Origin of the sequence: Mycobacterium sp., assembly GCF_032162105.1 — a bacterium.
Lineage (GTDB): Bacteria > Actinomycetota > Actinomycetes > Mycobacteriales > Mycobacteriaceae > Mycobacterium.
In genome coordinates, this window is record NZ_JAVRPS010000191.1 from 1 (window position 1) to 17,901 (window position 17,901).

At 66.3% G+C, this 17,901-nt stretch carries 17 protein-coding genes; 12 read left to right on the top strand and 5 right to left on the bottom strand.

The genetic code is table 11. The features are described from left to right. The coding region (locus tag QOC69_RS09885) for an MMPL family transporter (protein ID WP_526438859.1) at window positions 1-383 on the top strand (383 nt) is incomplete at its 5' end. Here QOC69_RS09885 and QOC69_RS09890 read toward each other — a convergent pair. Further along, window positions 329-2,098 (bottom strand): fatty-acid--AMP ligase, encoded by a 1,770-nt coding sequence (locus QOC69_RS09890; RefSeq protein ID WP_526438861.1) that lies wholly within the window; start codon window positions 2,096-2,098, stop codon window positions 329-331. The two genes, QOC69_RS09885 and QOC69_RS09890, sit on opposite strands and share 55 nt — an antisense overlap. Before the next feature lie 344 nt (window positions 2,099-2,442). Between QOC69_RS09890 and QOC69_RS09895 the strand changes: the two genes are divergently transcribed. After that, complete coding sequence (locus QOC69_RS09895; protein ID WP_526438863.1) at window positions 2,443-3,474, top strand: acyl-CoA dehydrogenase family protein; 1,032 nt, start codon at window positions 2,443-2,445, stop codon at window positions 3,472-3,474. Here the strand turns inward: QOC69_RS09895 and QOC69_RS09900 are convergent. Continuing rightward, entirely contained in the window at window positions 3,401-3,916 is a 516-nt protein-coding gene (locus QOC69_RS09900) for a PPOX class F420-dependent oxidoreductase (protein ID WP_526438865.1), read from the bottom strand. The two genes, QOC69_RS09895 and QOC69_RS09900, sit on opposite strands and share 74 nt — an antisense overlap. 63 nt (window positions 3,917-3,979) lie before the next feature. Between QOC69_RS09900 and QOC69_RS09905 the strand changes: the two genes are divergently transcribed. Beyond that, window positions 3,980-4,375 (top strand): MerR family transcriptional regulator, encoded by a 396-nt coding sequence (locus QOC69_RS09905; RefSeq protein ID WP_526438867.1) that lies wholly within the window; start codon window positions 3,980-3,982, stop codon window positions 4,373-4,375. Here QOC69_RS09905 and QOC69_RS09910 read toward each other — a convergent pair. Continuing rightward, window positions 4,372-5,106 (bottom strand): hypothetical protein, encoded by a 735-nt coding sequence (locus tag QOC69_RS09910; protein ID WP_526438869.1) that lies wholly within the window; start codon window positions 5,104-5,106, stop codon window positions 4,372-4,374. The two genes, QOC69_RS09905 and QOC69_RS09910, sit on opposite strands and share 4 nt — an antisense overlap. 43 nt (window positions 5,107-5,149) lie before the next feature. Continuing rightward, window positions 5,150-5,515, bottom strand: a complete 366-nt coding sequence (locus tag QOC69_RS09915; protein ID WP_526438871.1) for an XRE family transcriptional regulator — start codon at window positions 5,513-5,515, stop codon at window positions 5,150-5,152. Between the two features lie 135 nt (window positions 5,516-5,650). On the opposite strand from QOC69_RS09915, the gene QOC69_RS09920 reads away from it, so the two are divergent. Both QOC69_RS09920 and ileS read left to right on the top strand, forming a co-directional pair. Further along, window positions 5,651-6,274 (top strand): condensation domain-containing protein, encoded by a 624-nt coding sequence (locus QOC69_RS09920; protein WP_526438873.1) that lies wholly within the window; start codon window positions 5,651-5,653, stop codon window positions 6,272-6,274. Window positions 6,275-6,534: 260 nt separating this feature from the next. After that, on the top strand, window positions 6,535-9,645 hold the full coding sequence (ileS, locus tag QOC69_RS09925) for an isoleucine--tRNA ligase (RefSeq protein WP_526438875.1): 3,111 nt from the start codon (window positions 6,535-6,537) through the stop codon (window positions 9,643-9,645). A 23-nt stretch (window positions 9,646-9,668) separates the two neighbouring features. Here the strand turns inward: ileS and QOC69_RS09930 are convergent, their stop codons facing one another. Beyond that, window positions 9,669-10,442 carry a GntR family transcriptional regulator gene (locus QOC69_RS09930; RefSeq protein WP_526438877.1) on the bottom strand — a complete coding sequence of 258 codons (774 nt, stop codon included), beginning with the start codon at window positions 10,440-10,442 and terminating at the stop codon, window positions 9,669-9,671. Window positions 10,443-10,625: 183 nt separating this feature from the next. On the opposite strand from QOC69_RS09930, the gene QOC69_RS09935 reads away from it, so the two are divergent. Genes QOC69_RS09935 through QOC69_RS09965 form a run of 7 tightly spaced genes read left to right on the top strand, consistent with a single transcriptional unit; the run spans window position 10,626 to window position 17,900 of the window. Beyond that, the gene (locus QOC69_RS09935; protein WP_526438879.1) at window positions 10,626-11,420 is read left to right on the top strand and encodes an inositol monophosphatase family protein; all 795 of its coding nucleotides are present in this window, start codon (window positions 10,626-10,628) and stop codon (window positions 11,418-11,420) included. Continuing rightward, window positions 11,417-11,695 carry a hypothetical protein gene (locus QOC69_RS09940; RefSeq protein WP_526438881.1) on the top strand — a complete coding sequence of 93 codons (279 nt, stop codon included), beginning with the start codon at window positions 11,417-11,419 and terminating at the stop codon, window positions 11,693-11,695. Before QOC69_RS09935 ends, QOC69_RS09940 begins: the two co-directional genes overlap by 4 nt. Then, window positions 11,652-13,307, top strand: coding sequence for a sodium:solute symporter family protein (locus QOC69_RS09945; protein WP_526438883.1), 1,656 nt, complete (start codon window positions 11,652-11,654; stop codon window positions 13,305-13,307). The genes QOC69_RS09940 and QOC69_RS09945 overlap by 44 nt, the downstream gene beginning before the upstream one ends. Further along, window positions 13,300-14,571 (top strand): M20 family metallo-hydrolase, encoded by a 1,272-nt coding sequence (locus QOC69_RS09950; protein ID WP_526438885.1) that lies wholly within the window; start codon window positions 13,300-13,302, stop codon window positions 14,569-14,571. The genes QOC69_RS09945 and QOC69_RS09950 overlap by 8 nt, the downstream gene beginning before the upstream one ends. Next, entirely contained in the window at window positions 14,568-15,977 is a 1,410-nt protein-coding gene (locus QOC69_RS09955; RefSeq protein WP_526438887.1) for an amidase, read from the top strand. The genes QOC69_RS09950 and QOC69_RS09955 overlap by 4 nt, the downstream gene beginning before the upstream one ends. 1 nt (window position 15,978) lies before the next feature. Beyond that, entirely contained in the window at window positions 15,979-16,929 is a 951-nt protein-coding gene (locus tag QOC69_RS09960) for a phosphotransferase (protein WP_526438889.1), read from the top strand. Beyond that, window positions 16,926-17,900 carry a phosphotransferase gene (locus QOC69_RS09965; protein WP_526438891.1) on the top strand — a complete coding sequence of 325 codons (975 nt, stop codon included), beginning with the start codon at window positions 16,926-16,928 and terminating at the stop codon, window positions 17,898-17,900. The genes QOC69_RS09960 and QOC69_RS09965 overlap by 4 nt, the downstream gene beginning before the upstream one ends. Window position 17,901: the final 1 nt, after the last annotated feature.

Genomic DNA, 17,901 nt, shown 5'->3' on the forward strand with positions numbered 1-17,901 from the left:
TCGCGGCGTCGATGTTCGGCTTGACGGCCAGCAGCATCAGCAACGTCGTGCAGGTCGGTTTCATCATCGGCGTCGGCCTGCTGCTGGACACGTTCGTGGTGCGCACCATCACCGTGCCTGCCATGGCCGTCATTGTCGGCGAGGCGAATTGGTGGCCGGCGGGACGGTCTGCCGCGAAACACCGGAAGGTGCGTCAGAAACGGATAGCACGTCAGGAAGAAGACGAGGCCGCCGACGAAGCAGCGGTTGAACCACTCGGCGAGATTTGCGTCGCCGACGCCTGCACGATAGTGAAGCCCGTGCGCGCGCTACGCGATTACCCGCTGGCTCAGGAGAACTGGGTACCCGCCGTAGCCAGCTCCTCGTCGAGCCGGGCGAACTGAGACTTGCGGTACTGCTCGGCGCACGCCGAGCGGCGGATCTTGCCGCTCGTGGTGATCGGGATCGAGCCGCGGGACACCAGCACCAGATCCGCCGCGGTGAGGCCGTGCGTCGTCGAAATGGCTGACGTCACATCGCGTTTGACGGACTGAAGCGTCTCCAGCACCTCCGCGTCGGTGTCGCCGCGCTTCTTGACCTCGATGATCGCGACCAGTTGCTCGCTGCGATCGTCCTGAACCGAGATCGCCGCAACGCGGCCGCCGGTGATCTCCTGGATGGTCGCCTCGATGTCGTCGGGATAGTGATTGCGCCCCCGCACGATCAGCAGGTCCTTGACGCGGCCGATGATGTACAGCTCACCGTCGAAGATGAAGCCTAGGTCGCCCGTTCGCAGCCACGGGCCCGCGGGCGTGCCAGGGGAGGGATCGACGATCCATCCGTTGAAGGTGTTTTCGCTCTGTTCCGGCTTCTGCCAGTAACCGAGGCACACGCTTTCGCCGCCCACCCAGATCTCGCCGACCTTGCCAGGGGGGCACTCGGTCCGTTCCTCCGGATCGACGATCCGCACCACAGGCGATTCCGGTGTGCCGTAGCTGACCAGCGGTGTGCCATCGGTGCTTTCGCACGGCTCAGCCTGGCCTACGGACAGTTTGTCCAGGTCGAAGTTGACCACCTTCGGGCCATCCTCGGGCTCACGGGTGGCTACGTACAGCATTGCCTCGGCGAGTCCGTAGCACGGCTTGATCACCTTCTCGGGCAGGCCGAAGCGGGTGAACCGCTTGGTGAAGCGCTTGAGTGTGGCGTGGTGCACCCGCTCGGCGCCGCTGATCAAGCCGACGACGCTGCTCAGGTCGAGTCCGGCCATGTCCGCATCGGAGGTCCGGCCCGCCGCCAGTTCGAAGGCGAAGTTCGGAGCCGCGGTCAACGCGTGGTGGCTGTTGGCCAGGAGCTGGATCCACCGGGCCGGACGGGCCAGAAACGATAGTGGCGTGGTGACGACCGTTTGCCATCCGCCGAGGATGGGCGCGCACACGCCGAGGAATAGCCCCATGTCGTGATAGAACGGCAGCCACGACACCGCGGTGGTAGCGGGCGGGGCGACCCGCCCGTACTCGGGGAAGAAGTCCGCCATGACCTGCTCGAAATTGGCCGACAGGTTCCGGTTGGACACCATCACACCGGCCGGTGTGCGGGTCGATCCGGAGGTGTACTGCAGATATGCGGTGCTCGGCCGGGGCTCGTCGCGACGGACGGTGCGATTCCTGGCGTCAAGGTCCAGCCGATCGACTTCGAGCAGGGTCGGTGCGGGCCGGTCGTCGGACGGCTGGATGTACGGAGCGACACCGTCAGCGATCGACGACGTGGTGAACACGACAGTCGGTGCGGCGTCCCGCAGTACGGCGTTGACCCGCTCGTCGCTGGCTCCGACCATCGGAGTGGACAGCGGTACGGCGATGAGGCCGGCCTCCAGCGATCCGAGGAAGGCGACTAGATAGTCGAGGCCCTGAGGGGCGACGATGACGGCGCGGTCACCGGTCTTGGCGATCGCGCTGAGCTCGCGCGCGACATTCGTCGTCCTGCGGTACAGCTGAGCCCACGTCAGGCTGGTGGAGACGCCGTCCCAATCCTGTTCGTAGTCGACGAACGTGAACGCCGTGTCATTCGGTTGCAGGCTTGCGCGCTCACGGAGGATCGCGGGAATCGACGAGCCGGACATCGGCTGGCCCCTCTCAACAACAGGTTTGCGTGAAACAGTAGCTCGAGCTTAGGGAATGAGAGCACGAGACGCGGGTCCATCACGAAACGGCGCATGGCGCAAGGTATTCACCAAGCCGTGTGCCGCGGCGGCACTGCGCGTCGCGGTGCGGATCTGGCAAATCAATTGAGATTCACCGAAACTCGGATGCCGCCTACTGCATCCATGGTGGAAGCGAATCCATGGCGTGTGACACGGTTGCCGGTCGACATCGTGGTTCATCCACATGCCGTCGATCGGCCGGCCCGTTGGGCGACACGGTGATCCAGAGCACATCGCCGAGTTCGACCGATATCGTCTCCGAGGTGACCACGCATCTGGTGGGCCTGGCGTGCGAGATCGCCGACGAGGTCCTGTTTCCCGCCGCACTCGCCGTCGACGCCACCGGGGAGATCCCCGACGGGCACTGGCGCGCGCTGGCCGACGCGGGCCTCTACGGGATCGCGGCACCACCCGAACTCGGCGGTCCTGGCCTGGAGTTCGCAGACCTCATCGAGATCCTCGAGATCATGGTGGGCGGATGCCTGGCCACCGCCTTCACCTGGGTGCAGCACCACGGTGTGCTGGCGGCACTGTCCGCGTCGCAGAACCCGGCGCTGCGCGACGATCTGGTGCCCGCGCTGGTCGCCGGTCGGACCAGGGGCGGCGTGGCGTTCGCCGGTGCGGTGCCGGTGCCGCCCCGGATGCGCGCGGAACGGGTGGACGGCGGCTGGCGGTTGTCCGGCCACGCTCCGTTCGTCAGCGGTTGGGGTGTCATCGACGTCCTGCAGGTCTCGGCAGGCGACGTCGACTCCGGTGACGTCGTGGCGGGGATCATCCCGGCCAGGCCGGCGCCGGGGATCACCGGCGTGACCCGCCAGTCGCTGTTCGTCGCCGACGCCACCAAGACCGTCTCCCTCGAGGTCGACGGCCTGGTGATCCCCGACGAGCGCATCGTGAGCCGGGTCACCCGCGCCGACTTCATGGCCGCCCAGAATTTCGGCTCGCGACTCAACGGCACGCTCCCGATCGGGTTGGCGCGGCGCTGCACGGCTCTGCTCGACGCAGCGGGCCGGACCGGCGAGGCTCGGGCACTGCGTGCCGATGCCGACGCGATCCGGGGGAGGCTGGACGCCGGACTCGGTGATTCGGCCCGGCTGCTCGAAGCAAGAGCGGACGGCGCCGAGCTCGCGGTGCGAGCCGCGGCCGCCGTCGTCGTCAGCGACGGCGGGTCGGCGCTGCTTACGTCGTCACCCGCTCAGCTGCTGGCCCGCTACGCGACGTTCATCCTCGTCGCGGCGAGTCGTCCGGAGCTGAAACGGTCTCTGGTGCAGCGGTTCTCGCATCGGAGCGGGTGAGCTTCACCTCGACGATGGCGCTGTCGGGCCAGATGGTCTTGGTGGTTGCGCGGCGCAGCTTCTCGGGTAGTGGAAGAACGCTGTGGACGTTCTTCACGCCAGGCACCTTGAGCAGCGGCACCACGTTGTACTGCCAGCCGTACCGCTGCTGCAGGGCACGGTTCGCCGCGTCGGCGGCGGCACCGCTGAGTATCGACGCCTGCCCGCTGATCGTCGGTGTGCCGTCGGGGTAGCGGCCTCGGTAGTCGCATGGCCACAGCTCGACGCGGGGGTCGGCCGTCAGCCTGCGGGTCTTCGGGCCGACCTTGGTGCGGAAGACCAGGGTGTCGCCGTCGAGGTGGAACCACATCGGTGTGTCGACCGGACGGCCGTCGCGGCGGTAGGTGCGCAGTTGCGCGTAACGCGACGATGCGAGCGTGTCGAGCAGGGTGTCAAAGGTCATGATCAGATTCAACGACTTCGAGTCGGCTTGAAGTCAAGTCCATGTCACGGCAGGATCGACGCCGTGGACGTGCAGTTGTCGATTGGCGAGGTGGCCCGGCGTTCGGGCGTTGCGGCCACCACGTTGCGGTACTACGAGGATTCTGGTCTGCTGCGCCCACCGTCGAGGGTGGCCGGGCGACGGCGTTACGACCAGTCCGTGATGACGAGGCTCGAGGTGATCGGGCTGTGCAAGGCGGCGGGATTCAGCCTCGACGAGATCCGAGTGCTGCTGACCGACGGCGATCCCGGACGTCCGGCGAGTCGAACACTGGCCGAGGCCAAGCTGATCGACATTGACGCTCAGATGGCCACCCTGCGGCGAGCCAGGGAGATCATCGAGTGGGCGATGAACTGCCCATGCGCCACGGTGGACGCGTGTTGTTGCGGTACGCAGGTGGTGAGAAGCGCAGGTGGCTAGAAGTTCGCCTTGCTGAACCACTTCGTCTTGATTCGCCACGAGTACGCCGACGCCAGGGCGAAGCCGGCTCCGCACCCGCAGGCGAAGATCCACACCAACGTGCCACCCTCCAACGCCTGCCATTGCGGCACGAACGCCGTGACGATGCGGACCATACAGGCGGCGATACCGCTGATCGATGCGATGAGATAGACGTTGGCGATGCGCCGGGACCGCGGATCCTTCCGCAGCACCATCAGCGCACGCGCTCCGTAACCCAGCAGGTAGATGAGGGTGGCGCAGAGCAGCAGCCAGTACATGTTGAGCCAGAAGTCGGTGGGCACCTCGAAGAAGTCCGGCTTGTAGATTCGCGCGCCGTTGCCCAGCGTGAACGTGGCCAGCAGGAGCGGGATGCACAGTGTCGCCGGAATCTCGACGTACTGCTTGAACGCCTTCTGCATGGCATGGTCGTCCTGCAACCGGCCCAGGGCGTTGTAGACGACCGCCGACGCCGCCACGATGTACATGTCGTGGCCGATGTAGTCCTCGAGATTCCACTTGCCGGTCAGTGCGTGCAGCCACTGCCCGACCGTCTCGGAGGCAATCGGTGACATGAGCAGCACCGCCAAGCCCTGCAGCGCGATGTTGAGGGTGGCGGCAACCTCCCACCGGCACGACCAGGTGACACGCCGGATCCACAAGCTCCACGCAATACATAGCGTGGTGATCGTGATCAGGACTGTCAGTGCCATGGGGTCTCGCCTTTGAGCTGAATTCCGTCAGCAAATAGTACTGCTATAGCGGGGGTGCATCGGGTCGCGGCGCGAGTTCGGACAACTTGGGCCGGCGAACTGTCCTGGTGTCGGTCTTGATGTCGGTCGCCGTGGCGACGCTCAGCGGCGCCATCTCGAGGTAGGTCCAGACCTCTTCACGGCTCATCAGGCCGAACCGAACCTGCAGGTCCGGGTAGCTGAGGCCGAAGCGGTCCGCAATGTGTCGCAGCTCCTCGGCGTTCGGATACTCGGCTTCCTTGATTCGCCGGTAGTAGGTACTACTGGACGTGCCAAGGGCGTCATAGATCGCCTTGGCGTCGACGTCGCCATCGAGCAGGTAGTCGAGCAGGGCTTTGAGCTGCCTGCCGTTTTCATCAGTACGCGGCACAGCTACACCATAGACGGAGTTCCCGGGATTGGGCAGTAGCAACCGAAAAGAGGAATGGCGCCCGATAATTGACACGGCCGTCACAGTTTTGGTAGAGGTCTCCCATTTTTGGGAATTTGCTGTAACGTCGCTCACATGAAGTCCGCAAACTTGCAGATCGCCGATTACGACGTGGCCGGCCGGCCCGAGGACGGCGACGTCGCCGTTTTCTCGGCAGAGCTGTCGGAAGTCCTGACCCAAGAACTCGACGGTGCGAGCGCAGCCCTCGGCGTGAGCGCCGACGACATCCTGCTCGCCGCGCTCGGCCGGGCGATCGAGCGAACCATCGGCGAGGGCGTGGCCGCCGTCGACCTGCTGGGTCACGGCCGCACCATGCATCCGATGAAGTTGTCCTGCGTGGGTCCGCAGCGGATGGACGCGACCAAGATGCTGGCCGGCGTCCATCACATGACGGCGGCGGTGTCGCGGCGCCGGACCGTGCACGGCGTGCCGGACGATCCACACGCGCAACCGCTGTCCGACATCCTGTTCGCCTACGACACCTGCGAGGCCGAGCGCGCGGGACTCGGGCACCTGCTCGAGCTGTACGCATACCGTCGTGGCGGGGTTCTCGTGCTGGACTGGTGGTACGACGCCCCCAGTTTCGAGCGCTATACCATCCAGGAGCTCTCCGAGCAGCTGCCGTACGCGCTCATCGAGTTGACCTCGGAGGCCGCTGCGCCCGTCCTGGCCGGCGCCGAGCTGGCGATGGCGCACTGACTAAGAATTAGCCCGCGAAACCCCGAGCCTCTAGGATCGACGCCATAGGCACCGATCCGGCCATCACCGGGGAGCCTTCGGAGGAACGGCCCACGGCATTCGCTCACTAGGGCTCAGTAGAACCGAACGGATGGGTCCGTCAACGCCCGAATGAGCGGCGTACCTCTGGTGCGCAAGCGGGGTGGTACCGCGGCGTTCGCGCACACGCGCTGCGTCGTCCCCGTGCCTGAACGAACCTGGGCACAGGAGACGACCACGCAGTGACTGCCTACCCGAAGCCGGCTGGCGGATCGCCCAACTTCCCGCAGCTCGAGACCGAGGTGCTGGACTACTGGGACGCCGACGGCACATTCCGCGCCAGCATCGATCGGCGCGACGGCGCACCGGAATACGTGTTCTACGACGGCCCGCCGTTCGCCAATGGTCTCCCGCACTACGGGCACCTGCTGACCGGCTACGTCAAGGACATCGTGCCGCGGTACCAGACCATGCGGGGCCACAAGGTGGAGCGCCGGTTCGGCTGGGACACCCACGGCCTGCCCGCCGAACTCGAGGTGCAGCGCCAGCTCGGCATCACCGACAAGGCGCAGATCGAAGAGCTCGGCATCGACAAGTTCAACGAGGCCTGTCGTGCGTCGGTGCTGAAGTACACGCAGGAGTGGCGGGCCTACGTGACCCGCCAGGCCCGCTGGGTCGACTTCGACAACGACTACAAGACGCTGGATCTCAGCTTCATGGAGTCCGTGCTGTGGGCGTTCAAGCAGCTGTGGGACAAGGGCCTGGCCTACGAGGGCTACCGCGTGCTGCCGTACTGCTGGAACGACGAGACCCCGCTGTCCAGCCACGAGCTGCGGATGGACGACGACGTCTACCAGAGCCGCCAGGATCCTGCGCTGACGGTGGGTTTCCCCGTGGCCGACGGTGAGCTGGCAGGCGCGTACCTGCTGATCTGGACGACGACGCCGTGGACGCTGCCGTCCAACCAGGCCGTCGCGGTCAATCCCGACGTCACCTACGTCGAGGTGCGCGGCATCGACGGGCGGCGTTACGTGCTGGCGCAGGCGCGCGTCGCGGCCCATGCCCGCGAGCTGGGCGAGGAGCCCGAGGTCCTGTCCACCCACTCGGGTGCCGACCTGCTCGGCATGCGGTATCTGCCGCCGTTCCCGTACTTCATGGACTCGCCCAACGCCTTTCAGGTACTGCCCGCCGACTTCGTCAGCACCGACGACGGCACCGGCATCGTGCACCTGTCGCCGGCATACGGCGAGGACGACAAGGCGACCACGGACACGGTGGGCATCGAACCGGTGACCCCGGTCGACACCAAGGGCCGGTTCGACGGAACAGTGCCGGACTACGCCGGACAGCACGTGTTCGACGCCAACCCGCAGATCATCCGCGACCTGAAGAACCAGACCGGGTCGGCGGGCGTCAACGGGGCGGTGTTGCTGCGCCACGAGACATACGAACACTCCTACCCGCACTGCTGGCGCTGCCGGAACCCGCTGATCTACCGGGCGGTGTCGTCGTGGTTCATCAAGGTCACCGAGTTCCGGGACCGCATGGTGGAGCTCAACCAGGAGATCACCTGGTATCCCGAGCACGTCAAGGACGGGCAGTTCGGCAAGTGGCTGTCTGGTGCCCGCGACTGGTCGATCTCGCGAAACCGCTACTGGGGCAGCCCGATTCCGGTGTGGAAATCCGATGATCCGGCGTATCCGCGCGTCGACGTGTACGGCAGCCTCGACGAACTCGAGCGCGACTTCGGCGTACGCCCGCACGATCTGCACCGGCCCTACATCGACGAGCTGACCCGGCCGAATCCCGACGATCCGACCGGGAAGTCGACCATGCGGCGCATCGAGGACGTGTACGACGTCTGGTTCGACTCCGGCTCCATGCCGTACGCGCAGGTGCACTACCCGTTCGAGAACGTGGACTGGTTCGACTCGCACAATCCCGCCGACTTCATCGTCGAGTACATCGGCCAGACCCGTGGCTGGTTCTATCTGCTGCACGTACTGGCCACGGCGCTGTTCGACCGGCCCGCCTTCAAGACCGTCGTATCGCACGGCATCGTGCTTGGCAGCGACGGCCAGAAGATGAGCAAGTCGCTGCGCAACTACCCGGACGTGACCGAGGTGTTCGACCGCGACGGGTCCGACGCCATGCGCTGGTTCCTGATGGCCTCGCCGATCCTGCGCGGCGGCAACCTGGTGGTCACCGAGCCCGGGATCCGGGAGGGCGTCCGGCAGGTGCAACTGCCGTTCTGGAACGCGTACACGTTCCTTGCGCTGTACGCGCCGAAGAAGGGCACCTGGCGTACCGACTCGTCGAACGTGCTGGATCGCTACGTCCTGGCGAAGCTGGCCGCGCTGCGCGACGACCTCACCGAGGCGATGGACGCCTGCGACATCTCCGGAGCCTGCGATCAGCTTCGGCAGTTCACCGAGGCGCTGACGAACTGGTATGTGCGACGGTCGCGTTCGCGCTTCTGGGAGGAGGACCCCGATGCCATCGACACCCTGCACACCGTGCTGGAGGTCACCGGGCGACTGGCCGCTCCGCTGCTGCCGTTGATCGCCGAGGTGATCTGGCGCGGTGTCACCGGGGAGCGGTCGGTGCACCTGACCGACTGGCCGGAGGCGGACTCGCTGCCCGCTGACCCTGCCCTGGTGGCCGCCATGGACCAGGTGCGCGACGTGTGCTCGGCGGCGTCGTCGCTGCGCAAGGCGAAGAAGCTACGGGTGCGCCTGCCGCTGCCGAAGTTGACCGTCGCAGTAGACAATCCGTCCTCTCTCGCGCCCTTCGTCGACCTGATCGCCGACGAGCTCAACGTGAGGGACGTCGAACTCACCGATGACATCGATGCCTACGGCCGGTTCGAGCTGACCGTCAACGCCAAGGCTGCCGGGCCGCGGATCGGCAAGGACGTGCAGGCCGCGATCAAGGCAGTCAAGGCGGGCGATGGCGTGGTCAACCCCGACGGCACGCTGACCGCCGGTCCCGCCACGCTGCTGCCAGAGGAGTACAGCTCGCGGCTGGTGGCCGCCGATCCCGAGTACACCGCCGCCCTGCCCGATGGAGCCGGGCTGGTGGTGCTGGACGGAACCGTCACCGAGGAACTCGAAGCCGAGGGCTGGGCCAAGGACCGGATCCGCGAACTGCAGGAGCTGCGCAAGTCCACCGGGCTCGACGTGTCCGACAGGATCAGCGTCGTGATCGACGTGCCCGCCGAGCGCGCTGGCTGGGCGAAGGCCCACAGCGGCCTCATCGCCAGGGAGATCCTGGCCACCAGCTTCGAATTCGGCGAGCTGCCCGGGGGTGCCGACATCGGCGACGGCGTCAGGGTGTCGATCGCGAAGGCGTGAGGGCGTCGCGCGCCAGCGTTGGCCTACCTCCGCTGTGTGCTGATCGGTGACTGCGACCGCACCTGCAGCCGGGTGCGGTCGGCACGGAACAAGTCGACGGAGTACTCGATGGGGCGGCCGCGCTGGTCGTAGCCGGTGCGCTCCAGTTTGAGCACCGGCGTATCCGGTGGCTGACCGAGCAAGGCGCCCTCCGCCGCCGATATGGCGGCGATCTCGATGGACTCGTCGGCGACGCAGATCTGCAGTCCGAATTCGGACCACAACGTTCGGTACACCGACTTCAACTCGGTACGCAGCACCCACGAAAGCTCCGCACGCAGGTACATCAGTTCCAGGGACAGCGTCTCGCCGTCGGCATGGCGCAGCCGCAACAATGACACCACGGGGTCAGACCCTGGCAGCGCAAGGGCCGCCTGGACCCGCGACGGCGCGGGTACCAGCCCGGTCTTGATGACGGTGGTGCCGTCGCGGAAGCCCTGCTCGTGCAGGATCTCCGGGATGCCCTTCACCGTGTTGAGGCTGCGCAGGATGCCGCGGCTGCGGCATAGCGGCTGCGCCGCGTGTGGCGAGGCATCCCGCTGCGGCAGCTGCGTGAGGTAGGCGCCGCCCGCACGGCCCTTGACCCGACGGATCGTCCCGTCCAGCTCGAGTAGATCCAGGGCCTTGCGGACGGTGGTGCGCGAGGTCTCCAACCGCTCGGCCAGCGCCCGCTCGTTGGGCAGCCTCGCCTCGCCGCGCTCGGCGAGTTCGTCGGCGAGGCGTCGGAGTGCCTCGTGCGCATGCTCGAGCAACAGCATGACCTGGCCTCCTTCCGCCTGCGTCCGTGGTGTCACACTCCACGGTATGGCGGCGCGTCGTGCGTCGCATGCTCGCGCGGACAAGTTCACAGCGACATCGCAGCGGAGTCCCGCGGCAGGCGTTACACGTGCTTAACACCCGGTCCCACGAACCAGAAATGGTCTATCGGGATCGTCGTCCCCGTGAGCGAGAGTCGCACGCAGCGCATCCAGCTCGGCCTGCAAATGGCCGAGGTGGCTGGGCACATGTCGCGCCAGCACTTCGACACCCGACATCTGCACGTCCAGACCAAGGCCGACGGGTCACCGGTCACCGAGGCCGATCGGGATATCGAGCAGTATCTGCGTACCGCGGTGTCGACGGAGTTCGGCGACGATGCCTTCGCCGGCGAGGAGTACCCCGACATCGACGGCCACAGCGGATACCGCTGGATCGTCGACCCCATTGACGGGACCAAGTCCTTCATCCGGGGAGTCCCGTTGTACGCGAACCTGATCGCGCTACAGGAAGGCGACGAGATCGTCTTCGGCATCATCAACATGCCAAGCGCCCGCGTCATCGTCCACGCCGAACGAGGCAAGGGCTGCTGGAAGAACGGTGCGCGGGTGATGGTGTCCACCCGAGACGTCCTCGACGGCGCCTACGTGATGGCGACCTGGTTGGAGGACTGGGACCCAGAGGTCATCGGGAACCTCCACACGCAGGGTGTGGTCCTGCGCACCTGGGGGGATGCGTTCGGGTACGCAATGGTGGCCTGTGGACACGCCGACGCCGTCGTCGACTACACCGCACAGCCCTTCGACTTGGCGCCGATGTCGGTGATCATCGAGGAGGCCGGTGGCAGGTTCTCCAGCCTCGACGGTCGCCGAGTATTCGACGGTCGCAATGGGATCGCCAGCAATGGGTTGCTCCACGACGCGCTGTTGTCATACGTGGCGCCAGGAATTCGCCATCGAGCTCAAGGAATCAGAAAATGAAAGATCGCATTCGCGCGCTCAGTCGCCGGACCATAATCACCGTCTTCGGGACGCTGTATGCGCTGGCGCTCCTGTTCGCCCTCTTCCCACCGCTGTATCTGTGGGGCAGCGGAATCAGCTTCGAGATCCTGGGCATCCCGTTCGCGATCATGTACTGGATCATCGATGCCTTCGCCCTCGGACTGACTCTAACGGCGTTCTACATCGTCGAAGACATCCGCGGCGAACTCGATGACGACTCGCTGGAACCCGTCACCGAAGACATTGGAGGCTGACGTGTTGATCATGCTCGGAATGCTGGCTGTGTTCTATGCGATCGTCATCGCGATTCTGTATGTGACCCAACAGAAGACGGTGCCCACCTTCGACGAGTACGCCGTCGGAGGGCGCAGGTACGGCCCGTGGTATGTGGCGATGAGTTACGTGAACTCCTGGTGGCCGGGTGCGACGTTCATCGCGTTTCTCGGATTGGCCACCGGTTCCGGAGTCTTCGGGCTGTACGGCTTGGCCTACTCCACTCTCGGCGTGGCGATGATGTACTTCATGGCGACCCGCGCATGGCGCTGGGGCAAGAAGTACGACCTGCGTTCGCAACCCGACCTACTCGGTAGGCGGTTCGACTCTCCCGCGGTCAAGGTGGTCGCCAGCCTCATCGGCATCGTCTCCCTGTTTCCCTGGGTCGTGCTCGGAATGCAGGCGCTCGGGACGGTTTTCGAGCTCGCCAGCGCCGGCGCCTGGTCGGTCACCACGTGCCTGCTCATCGGCCTTGGCGTGATCATCGTGCGGCAGTACTGGACCGTGCGGATGGGCATGCGGGGTCTCATCATGACCGACGCATTCCAGGGCACCGTCGCCTACGTGTTCTCGGCGATCGTGTGCCTGTTGCTGCTGTCGGGTATCGCAGGGGGCCCGATCAGCTTCGGCGCGCTGAACGACGTCGCCCACCAGTACCTGGTGCTGCCTGGCGACGGTGACCACTACGGACCCCTCTACATCTTCGCTCTCATCTTCACCGGAGTCGTCGGATCGCTTTGTTGGCCAACGAGTTTCCAGCGCATCTACACCGCATCCAGCGTCCGGTCGGTCAAGGCAGGCACGTTGTGCACGGTGCTGATATCCGGTGTCTTCTACACGCTGCTGATGCTGGTGGGCATCGCGGCCACCGCGATGCCCGCCGTCGTAGCCGCCCCGCAGGCCGGCTGGTTCACCGTCATGAGCGAGTACGGCGGCACCTGGCTGCTGGGGCTGGGCATCACCATCGTGTTCGCCGCCTCCATGGGACACATCGACGGCAGCGTTCAGGTCTGCGGCCTGCAGATCGCCAACGACCTGGTGAACACCGAGAAGCGGCCCCTGTCGGACAAGCAGCTGACGTACGTCGCCAAGACCTCGATGATGGCCTTCATGGTGCTGGCCGGCATCGTCGCCTACGCCACCTTCAACATGAGCCGTCTGCAACTGCTCGCGCAGATCTCCTACCAGGGCGTGGTGCAGCTGGCCGTTCCACTGTTCCTCGGCATCTTCTGGCGGGGCGGTAACAAGCAGGGGGCGGTGGCGGGCATGGTCTCCGGTTTCGTCGTCGCGATGGTGCTCACCTGGATCTACCCCGACGACATCCGCGCGCTGGGAAGCCTGACCGGCGGTATCGTCGGGATCGTGGTGAACCTCGCGGTCTATCTGGGCGCCGCGGTGCTCATCAAGACCGATGACGTCGAGAAGGCAAGGGTGGCAGAGATGTTCGAAGCCGCGAAGATCACCGTGCGCAACGCCGCGCCCATCCAGGACGATTCACTCGAAGACCAACTGCAAGCGCTGGCCGAAGAGTCGCGGGAGAACGCCACCGGACCCGCAGCGTCCGCGTTGCGCACGGATGCGCTTGATGGCTGACCCGGTTCACCACCCGCTGAGCGAGGCCGCGTTCCTCGCCGATTTCGCTGAGCTGTCGGCGATCGGAGCGACCGCCGCGGGCGGGGTGGACCGCGAGGCGGCCACCCCGGCCGACGGGCGAGCCCGCGAATGGCTCCGCGATTGGTTCGCCGAGCGCGGGCTGCGATGCCGGGTCGATGCGGTCGGCAACATGTATGGTTGCGCCGAGCCCGCCGAAACCCTAGCCGACGCCCCCTATGTGCTCGTCGGCTCTCACCTGGACAGCCAACCCACCTCCGGGCGGTTCGACGGCGCCTACGGTGTGCTCGCAGGTGCCTACGCAGCCGCGGCGGCGGCCACGCAGCCACCCGACGGTGCACGGCTGAACGTGGCAGCCGTGAACTGGTTCAACGAGGAGGGCTCGCGCTTCTCCCCGAGCCTGATGGGCAGCGCCGTCTACATCGGCAAGATGGCCACCGGCGAGGTACTGGACACCGTCGGCAAGGACGGCGCGACGGTACGGGACGCGTTGCGCGACATCGGCTTCCAGGGCGCCGATGCACCGCCGGAGGCGGGTTGCTATGCGGAGATCCACATCGAGCAGGGCCGAACCCTGAGCGACGAAGGGCTCGACATCGGCGTGGTGACCGGCAACTGGGCCGCCTACAAGTACTCGATCACCGTGCAGGGCGAACAAGCCCACACCGGCGCCACCCACATGCGCTACCGGCGGGACGCCTTGGTGGGTGCCAGCCAGGTGGTGCTGTCGGTCCGGGCAGTCGCCGACGAGTTCGGCGTCGACACGGTGCTGGGTTCGGTCGGGTCGATGACCATCGAACCCAACTCTCCGGTGGTGGTGCCGGCAAGGGTCAGGCTCGCCGCCGACCTGCGGGCGCTGGACGCCGATACCCTGCACGCCGCGCATCGGTCGTTGCTGCGACGAATCGCCGACATCGCCGAGACAGCCGAGACGACCGTCACGGTCGAATCGGCGGCTCTGCGACCGTCGGCGCGTTATCACGACTCCGGTATCGCGTTGGCGGGTGCGGTTGCCGACGATCTCGGGCTGAGTTGGCGTGCAGTGCCGACCATGGCCGGGCACGACTCGGTGAATCTGCGTGAGGTCGTCCCCACGGTGATGCTGTTCGTTCCCAGCGTGGAGGGCATTTCTCACAACGAACGCGAGTACACCACCGATGAGCAGATGCTCGCCGGGCTGCGCATGCTGACCGCAACGACCCGGCGGATGGTGACCGGGGCGCTCGAGGAGACCAGGGTCGCGTGATCGACGAGGTACTCGACCGCGGCGCCGAGACGGTGCGCAAGGGATATCGCAGCGGCGCACTGACGCCGGTGGACGTCCTCGAGCGCACTCTGGAGCGGATCGGGCACCGGAACCCGGTCATCAACGCAATGGCCTACGTCGACACCGACGGCGCCTACGCCGCGGCGCGGGCGTCGGCGCGGCGGTGGGCGGCCGGCGCGCCTGTGGGGCCGATGGACGGTCTGCCGGTGACCATCAAGGACAGCGTGCACGCCGTCGGGATGCCGTGGCGCCACGGCTGCGCCGCCAACCGCCAGCTGGCCGATTCGACCGTCGACGCGCCGCCGGCGGCTCGGTTGAAGGATGCAGGTGCGGTCATCGTCGGCAAGACCACGATGCCGGACTTCGGCATGATGGCCGCAGGGGTCAGCTCCCTGTACGGCATCACCCGCAACCCATGGGACCCTTCCCGCAACACCGGCGGCTCGAGTGCAGGCGCCGGTGCCGCGCTCGCCGCGGGCATCGGGTTCTCGGCCGTGGGGTCCGATATCGCAGGCTCGGTGCGCCTGCCCGCCGGGCACTGTGGCCTGGTCGCGTTGAAGCCCACCCAGGGGCGTATCCCGCACATCGCACCGTCCACCATGCGGTCTGCCGGGCCGATGGGGCGCACCGTCGACGATGTGATGGACATGTACGACACGCTGCGTCGGCCCGACGCCCGTGACGTGTGGAGTCTTCCGCCGGAGGACACGCCCCCGGCATGGGACGAGTTGTCGCCCAACGGACTCCGGATCGGCGTATTGACCGACCTCGGTTACGGGGTCGGCGCCGAGGATGCGGTTCTGCTGACGGTGGCGGACGCGGCCGCGGCGCTGCGCGACGGTGGTGCGACCGTGTCGGCGATGGCTCCGGTGTTCCGCGACGACCCCTACGGCGCGCTGGACCGGCTGTTGCAGGTGCGGGCACTGACCGAGCTGCAAGCCATCTCCGCCGACCGCCGCACGCTGGTGCACCGGGCGATCCGCGAGTGGTGTGCGCCCGCGGCCGATTACAGTGCCACCGACCTAGCCCGCGACGGCGAGGCGGTGGCCCGATCGGCAGAGCGGATGCGGGCGGCCTGCGCCGGGTTCGACTACGTGATCGCGCCCATCATCCCGGTAGTGGGGTTCGGGGCCGAGCAGTGCGGGCTCGATCCGGCACAACCCTTGGCGCACTGCGGCTTTACCGCATGGTTCAACCAGACCGCCCAGCCGGCGGCAGCACTGTGCTTCGGCATGCGAGGTGGGCTGCCGGTTGGTATACAGGTGATCGGCCAGCGATTCGCCGACCGCGAGGTGCTGCGCCTGACCAAGTGGCTGGAACGCCACAGGCCGTTCCCGATGGTCTGGCCCGAGTTCGTGAACGTCGCGCACGCCGGAGGTAGCTGAGATGGCGACCGTCACCCAGCCGGCCGTGGCCGGGACGTTGCAGGCCCTCGGTCTGTTCGTGGACACTCCGATCACCGCCGAGACCACCTCGGCCATGGCCAGCCCGAGTTGGTGGGGCGCAGACTCTGAGTGCCTCGATGTTCGCAGTGTCGACGGATTGCGCCCAGTACAAACGGTGTTCGTCAAGTCGATGATCGACCACGCAGAGGCTTACGTCGATATTGCGCACGCATTCGCCGCCGCCAACGAGGCCGGTGAACTCGGCGTGGGACCGCGGGTGCACGCGGCGGATGCGGCGGCGGGTGTGCTGGTGTTGGAGAACTTCGTCGATACCTCCTCGACGGCAACGTTGAACGTCTTCGATGACGATGCCCGGTTGGAGGATCTCATCCGGCTTCGTCAGCGGGTGCACACGTTCGCGTCGATAACCCGCGTCGCCACCGTATTCGACGACATCCGCGCGCTGTCGGCACTGGCCACCACGATCGCGGTGAACCTCCCCAAGGACTTCGACTGGATGGTTCGGCTACTCGACTTGGCCGAGAAGCGGATCGTCGCAACCGGGTTCGACCGGGTGCCGTGCCACGGTGACGGCAACGTGTCGAACGTGCTGCTGCCGAGGGACGGCCGCATGTTGCTCGTCGACTGGGACGTGGCTGCGGTGATGGACCCGTTGCAGGACCTGGGTGTACTGCTGGCAGAGGTGCGCCCCTTCGACTCGCCCGCTCGCGAGGTCTTCGAAATGGCATGGGGCAACTTCGATCAGGCGTTGTTTGACCGGGCGCGGGTTTATGGCATCGCCGATTGTGTGCGCTGGGGGCTGATCGGCGCCTATGCCGACGCGGCGCGGCCCGGCACCCTCGAGTATTCGAAGTTCTCCGACTGGCAGTTCCTGCGGGCCCGCGGCGGGCTCGGCGACGCCCATTTCCACGATCGATTGAGAAATCTATGACCGCGACCGAAGCAGCGCCAGGTGCTACCGGTGCCAGGGCGGTCGGGACAGCCCGTAATCAGGCCGAGCATCGCGTGGAGTCCGTGCTGCGGATGATCGCGCCGTGGCATGGCAAACGTGTCGAGTACGAGCCGGTACTCGGCGGGTTGCAGAACAGCAACTGGCGCATCACTGTTGCCGGTGCAGACAAGCGCTACTTCCTGAAGATCCCCGGCGACGGCAGCGACGCGTTCATCGACCGCAAGCTCGCCAATGAGGCCGCCCGCCGAGCGGGGGAGCGCGGCGTCGGCGCGCAGCTGGTGTATTTCGATCCCGAGAGCGGGGTTGAGGTCATCGAGTTCCTAGAGGGCTATCGTGCCTGCACCAACGGTGATTTCAAGGATCCCACGGTCGCCCGCCAGATCGTGGACATCTACCGGGTATTGCACGAGGGCGACCTGCTCAGCGGGACCAAGACGATGTTCGACATGATCGAGGAGCATCTGGCTCAGGTCGGCGAACTGGGGGTGCGGCTGCCCGACGACGCCGAGCTAATCCTCGGCGAGTATCGCGTGGCGAAATCGGCGATGCTAGCCTCCGGACTGGATCTCGTTGCCTGCCACAATGATCCGATGCCGGGCAACTTCCTGGTCGCCGACGGTCAACCGATGAGAATGGTCGACTACGAGTTCGCGTCGAACAACGAACGCGCCTACGAGCTCGCGCTGTTGACCACCGAGATGTTCTACGGCGAGGAACAGATCCTGGATCTGGTGGAGAACTTCTACGGCAGAGTGGACTTCACTCTGTTGTCGCGGGTGCAAGTGTGCGGCGCGTTGGCGGACATCAAGTGGGGACTGTGGGCATGTGTGAACCAGCAGCTCAACTCCACCTGGGATTTCGACTATCACAAGTACGGCTATTGGAAGCTGATGCGGGCGCGGATGAAGATGTCCGACCCGCGGTGGCCGTTCTGGCTCAAGTCGCTGTAGC

Bases quoted from the DNA above. Each gene is read 5' to 3' on its own strand.
- QOC69_RS09890 (WP_526438861.1), bottom strand. From the start codon at position 2,098: ATGTCCGGCTCGTCGATTCCCGCGATCCTCCGTGAGCGCGCAAGCCTG.
- QOC69_RS09900 (WP_526438865.1), bottom strand. From the start codon at position 3,916: ATGACCTTTGACACCCTGCTCGACACGCTCGCATCGTCGCGTTACGCG.
- QOC69_RS09910 (WP_526438869.1), bottom strand. From the start codon at position 5,106: ATGGCACTGACAGTCCTGATCACGATCACCACGCTATGTATTGCGTGG.
- QOC69_RS09920 (WP_526438873.1), top strand. From the start codon at position 5,651: ATGAAGTCCGCAAACTTGCAGATCGCCGATTACGACGTGGCCGGCCGG.
- QOC69_RS09930 (WP_526438877.1), bottom strand. From the start codon at position 10,442: ATGCTGTTGCTCGAGCATGCGCACGAGGCACTCCGACGCCTCGCCGAC.
- QOC69_RS09940 (WP_526438881.1), top strand. From the start codon at position 11,417: ATGAAAGATCGCATTCGCGCGCTCAGTCGCCGGACCATAATCACCGTC.
- QOC69_RS09945 (WP_526438883.1), top strand. From the start codon at position 11,652: ATGACGACTCGCTGGAACCCGTCACCGAAGACATTGGAGGCTGACGTG.
- QOC69_RS09950 (WP_526438885.1), top strand. From the start codon at position 13,300: ATGGCTGACCCGGTTCACCACCCGCTGAGCGAGGCCGCGTTCCTCGCC.
- QOC69_RS09960 (WP_526438889.1), top strand. From the start codon at position 15,979: ATGGCGACCGTCACCCAGCCGGCCGTGGCCGGGACGTTGCAGGCCCTC.
- QOC69_RS09965 (WP_526438891.1), top strand. From the start codon at position 16,926: ATGACCGCGACCGAAGCAGCGCCAGGTGCTACCGGTGCCAGGGCGGTC.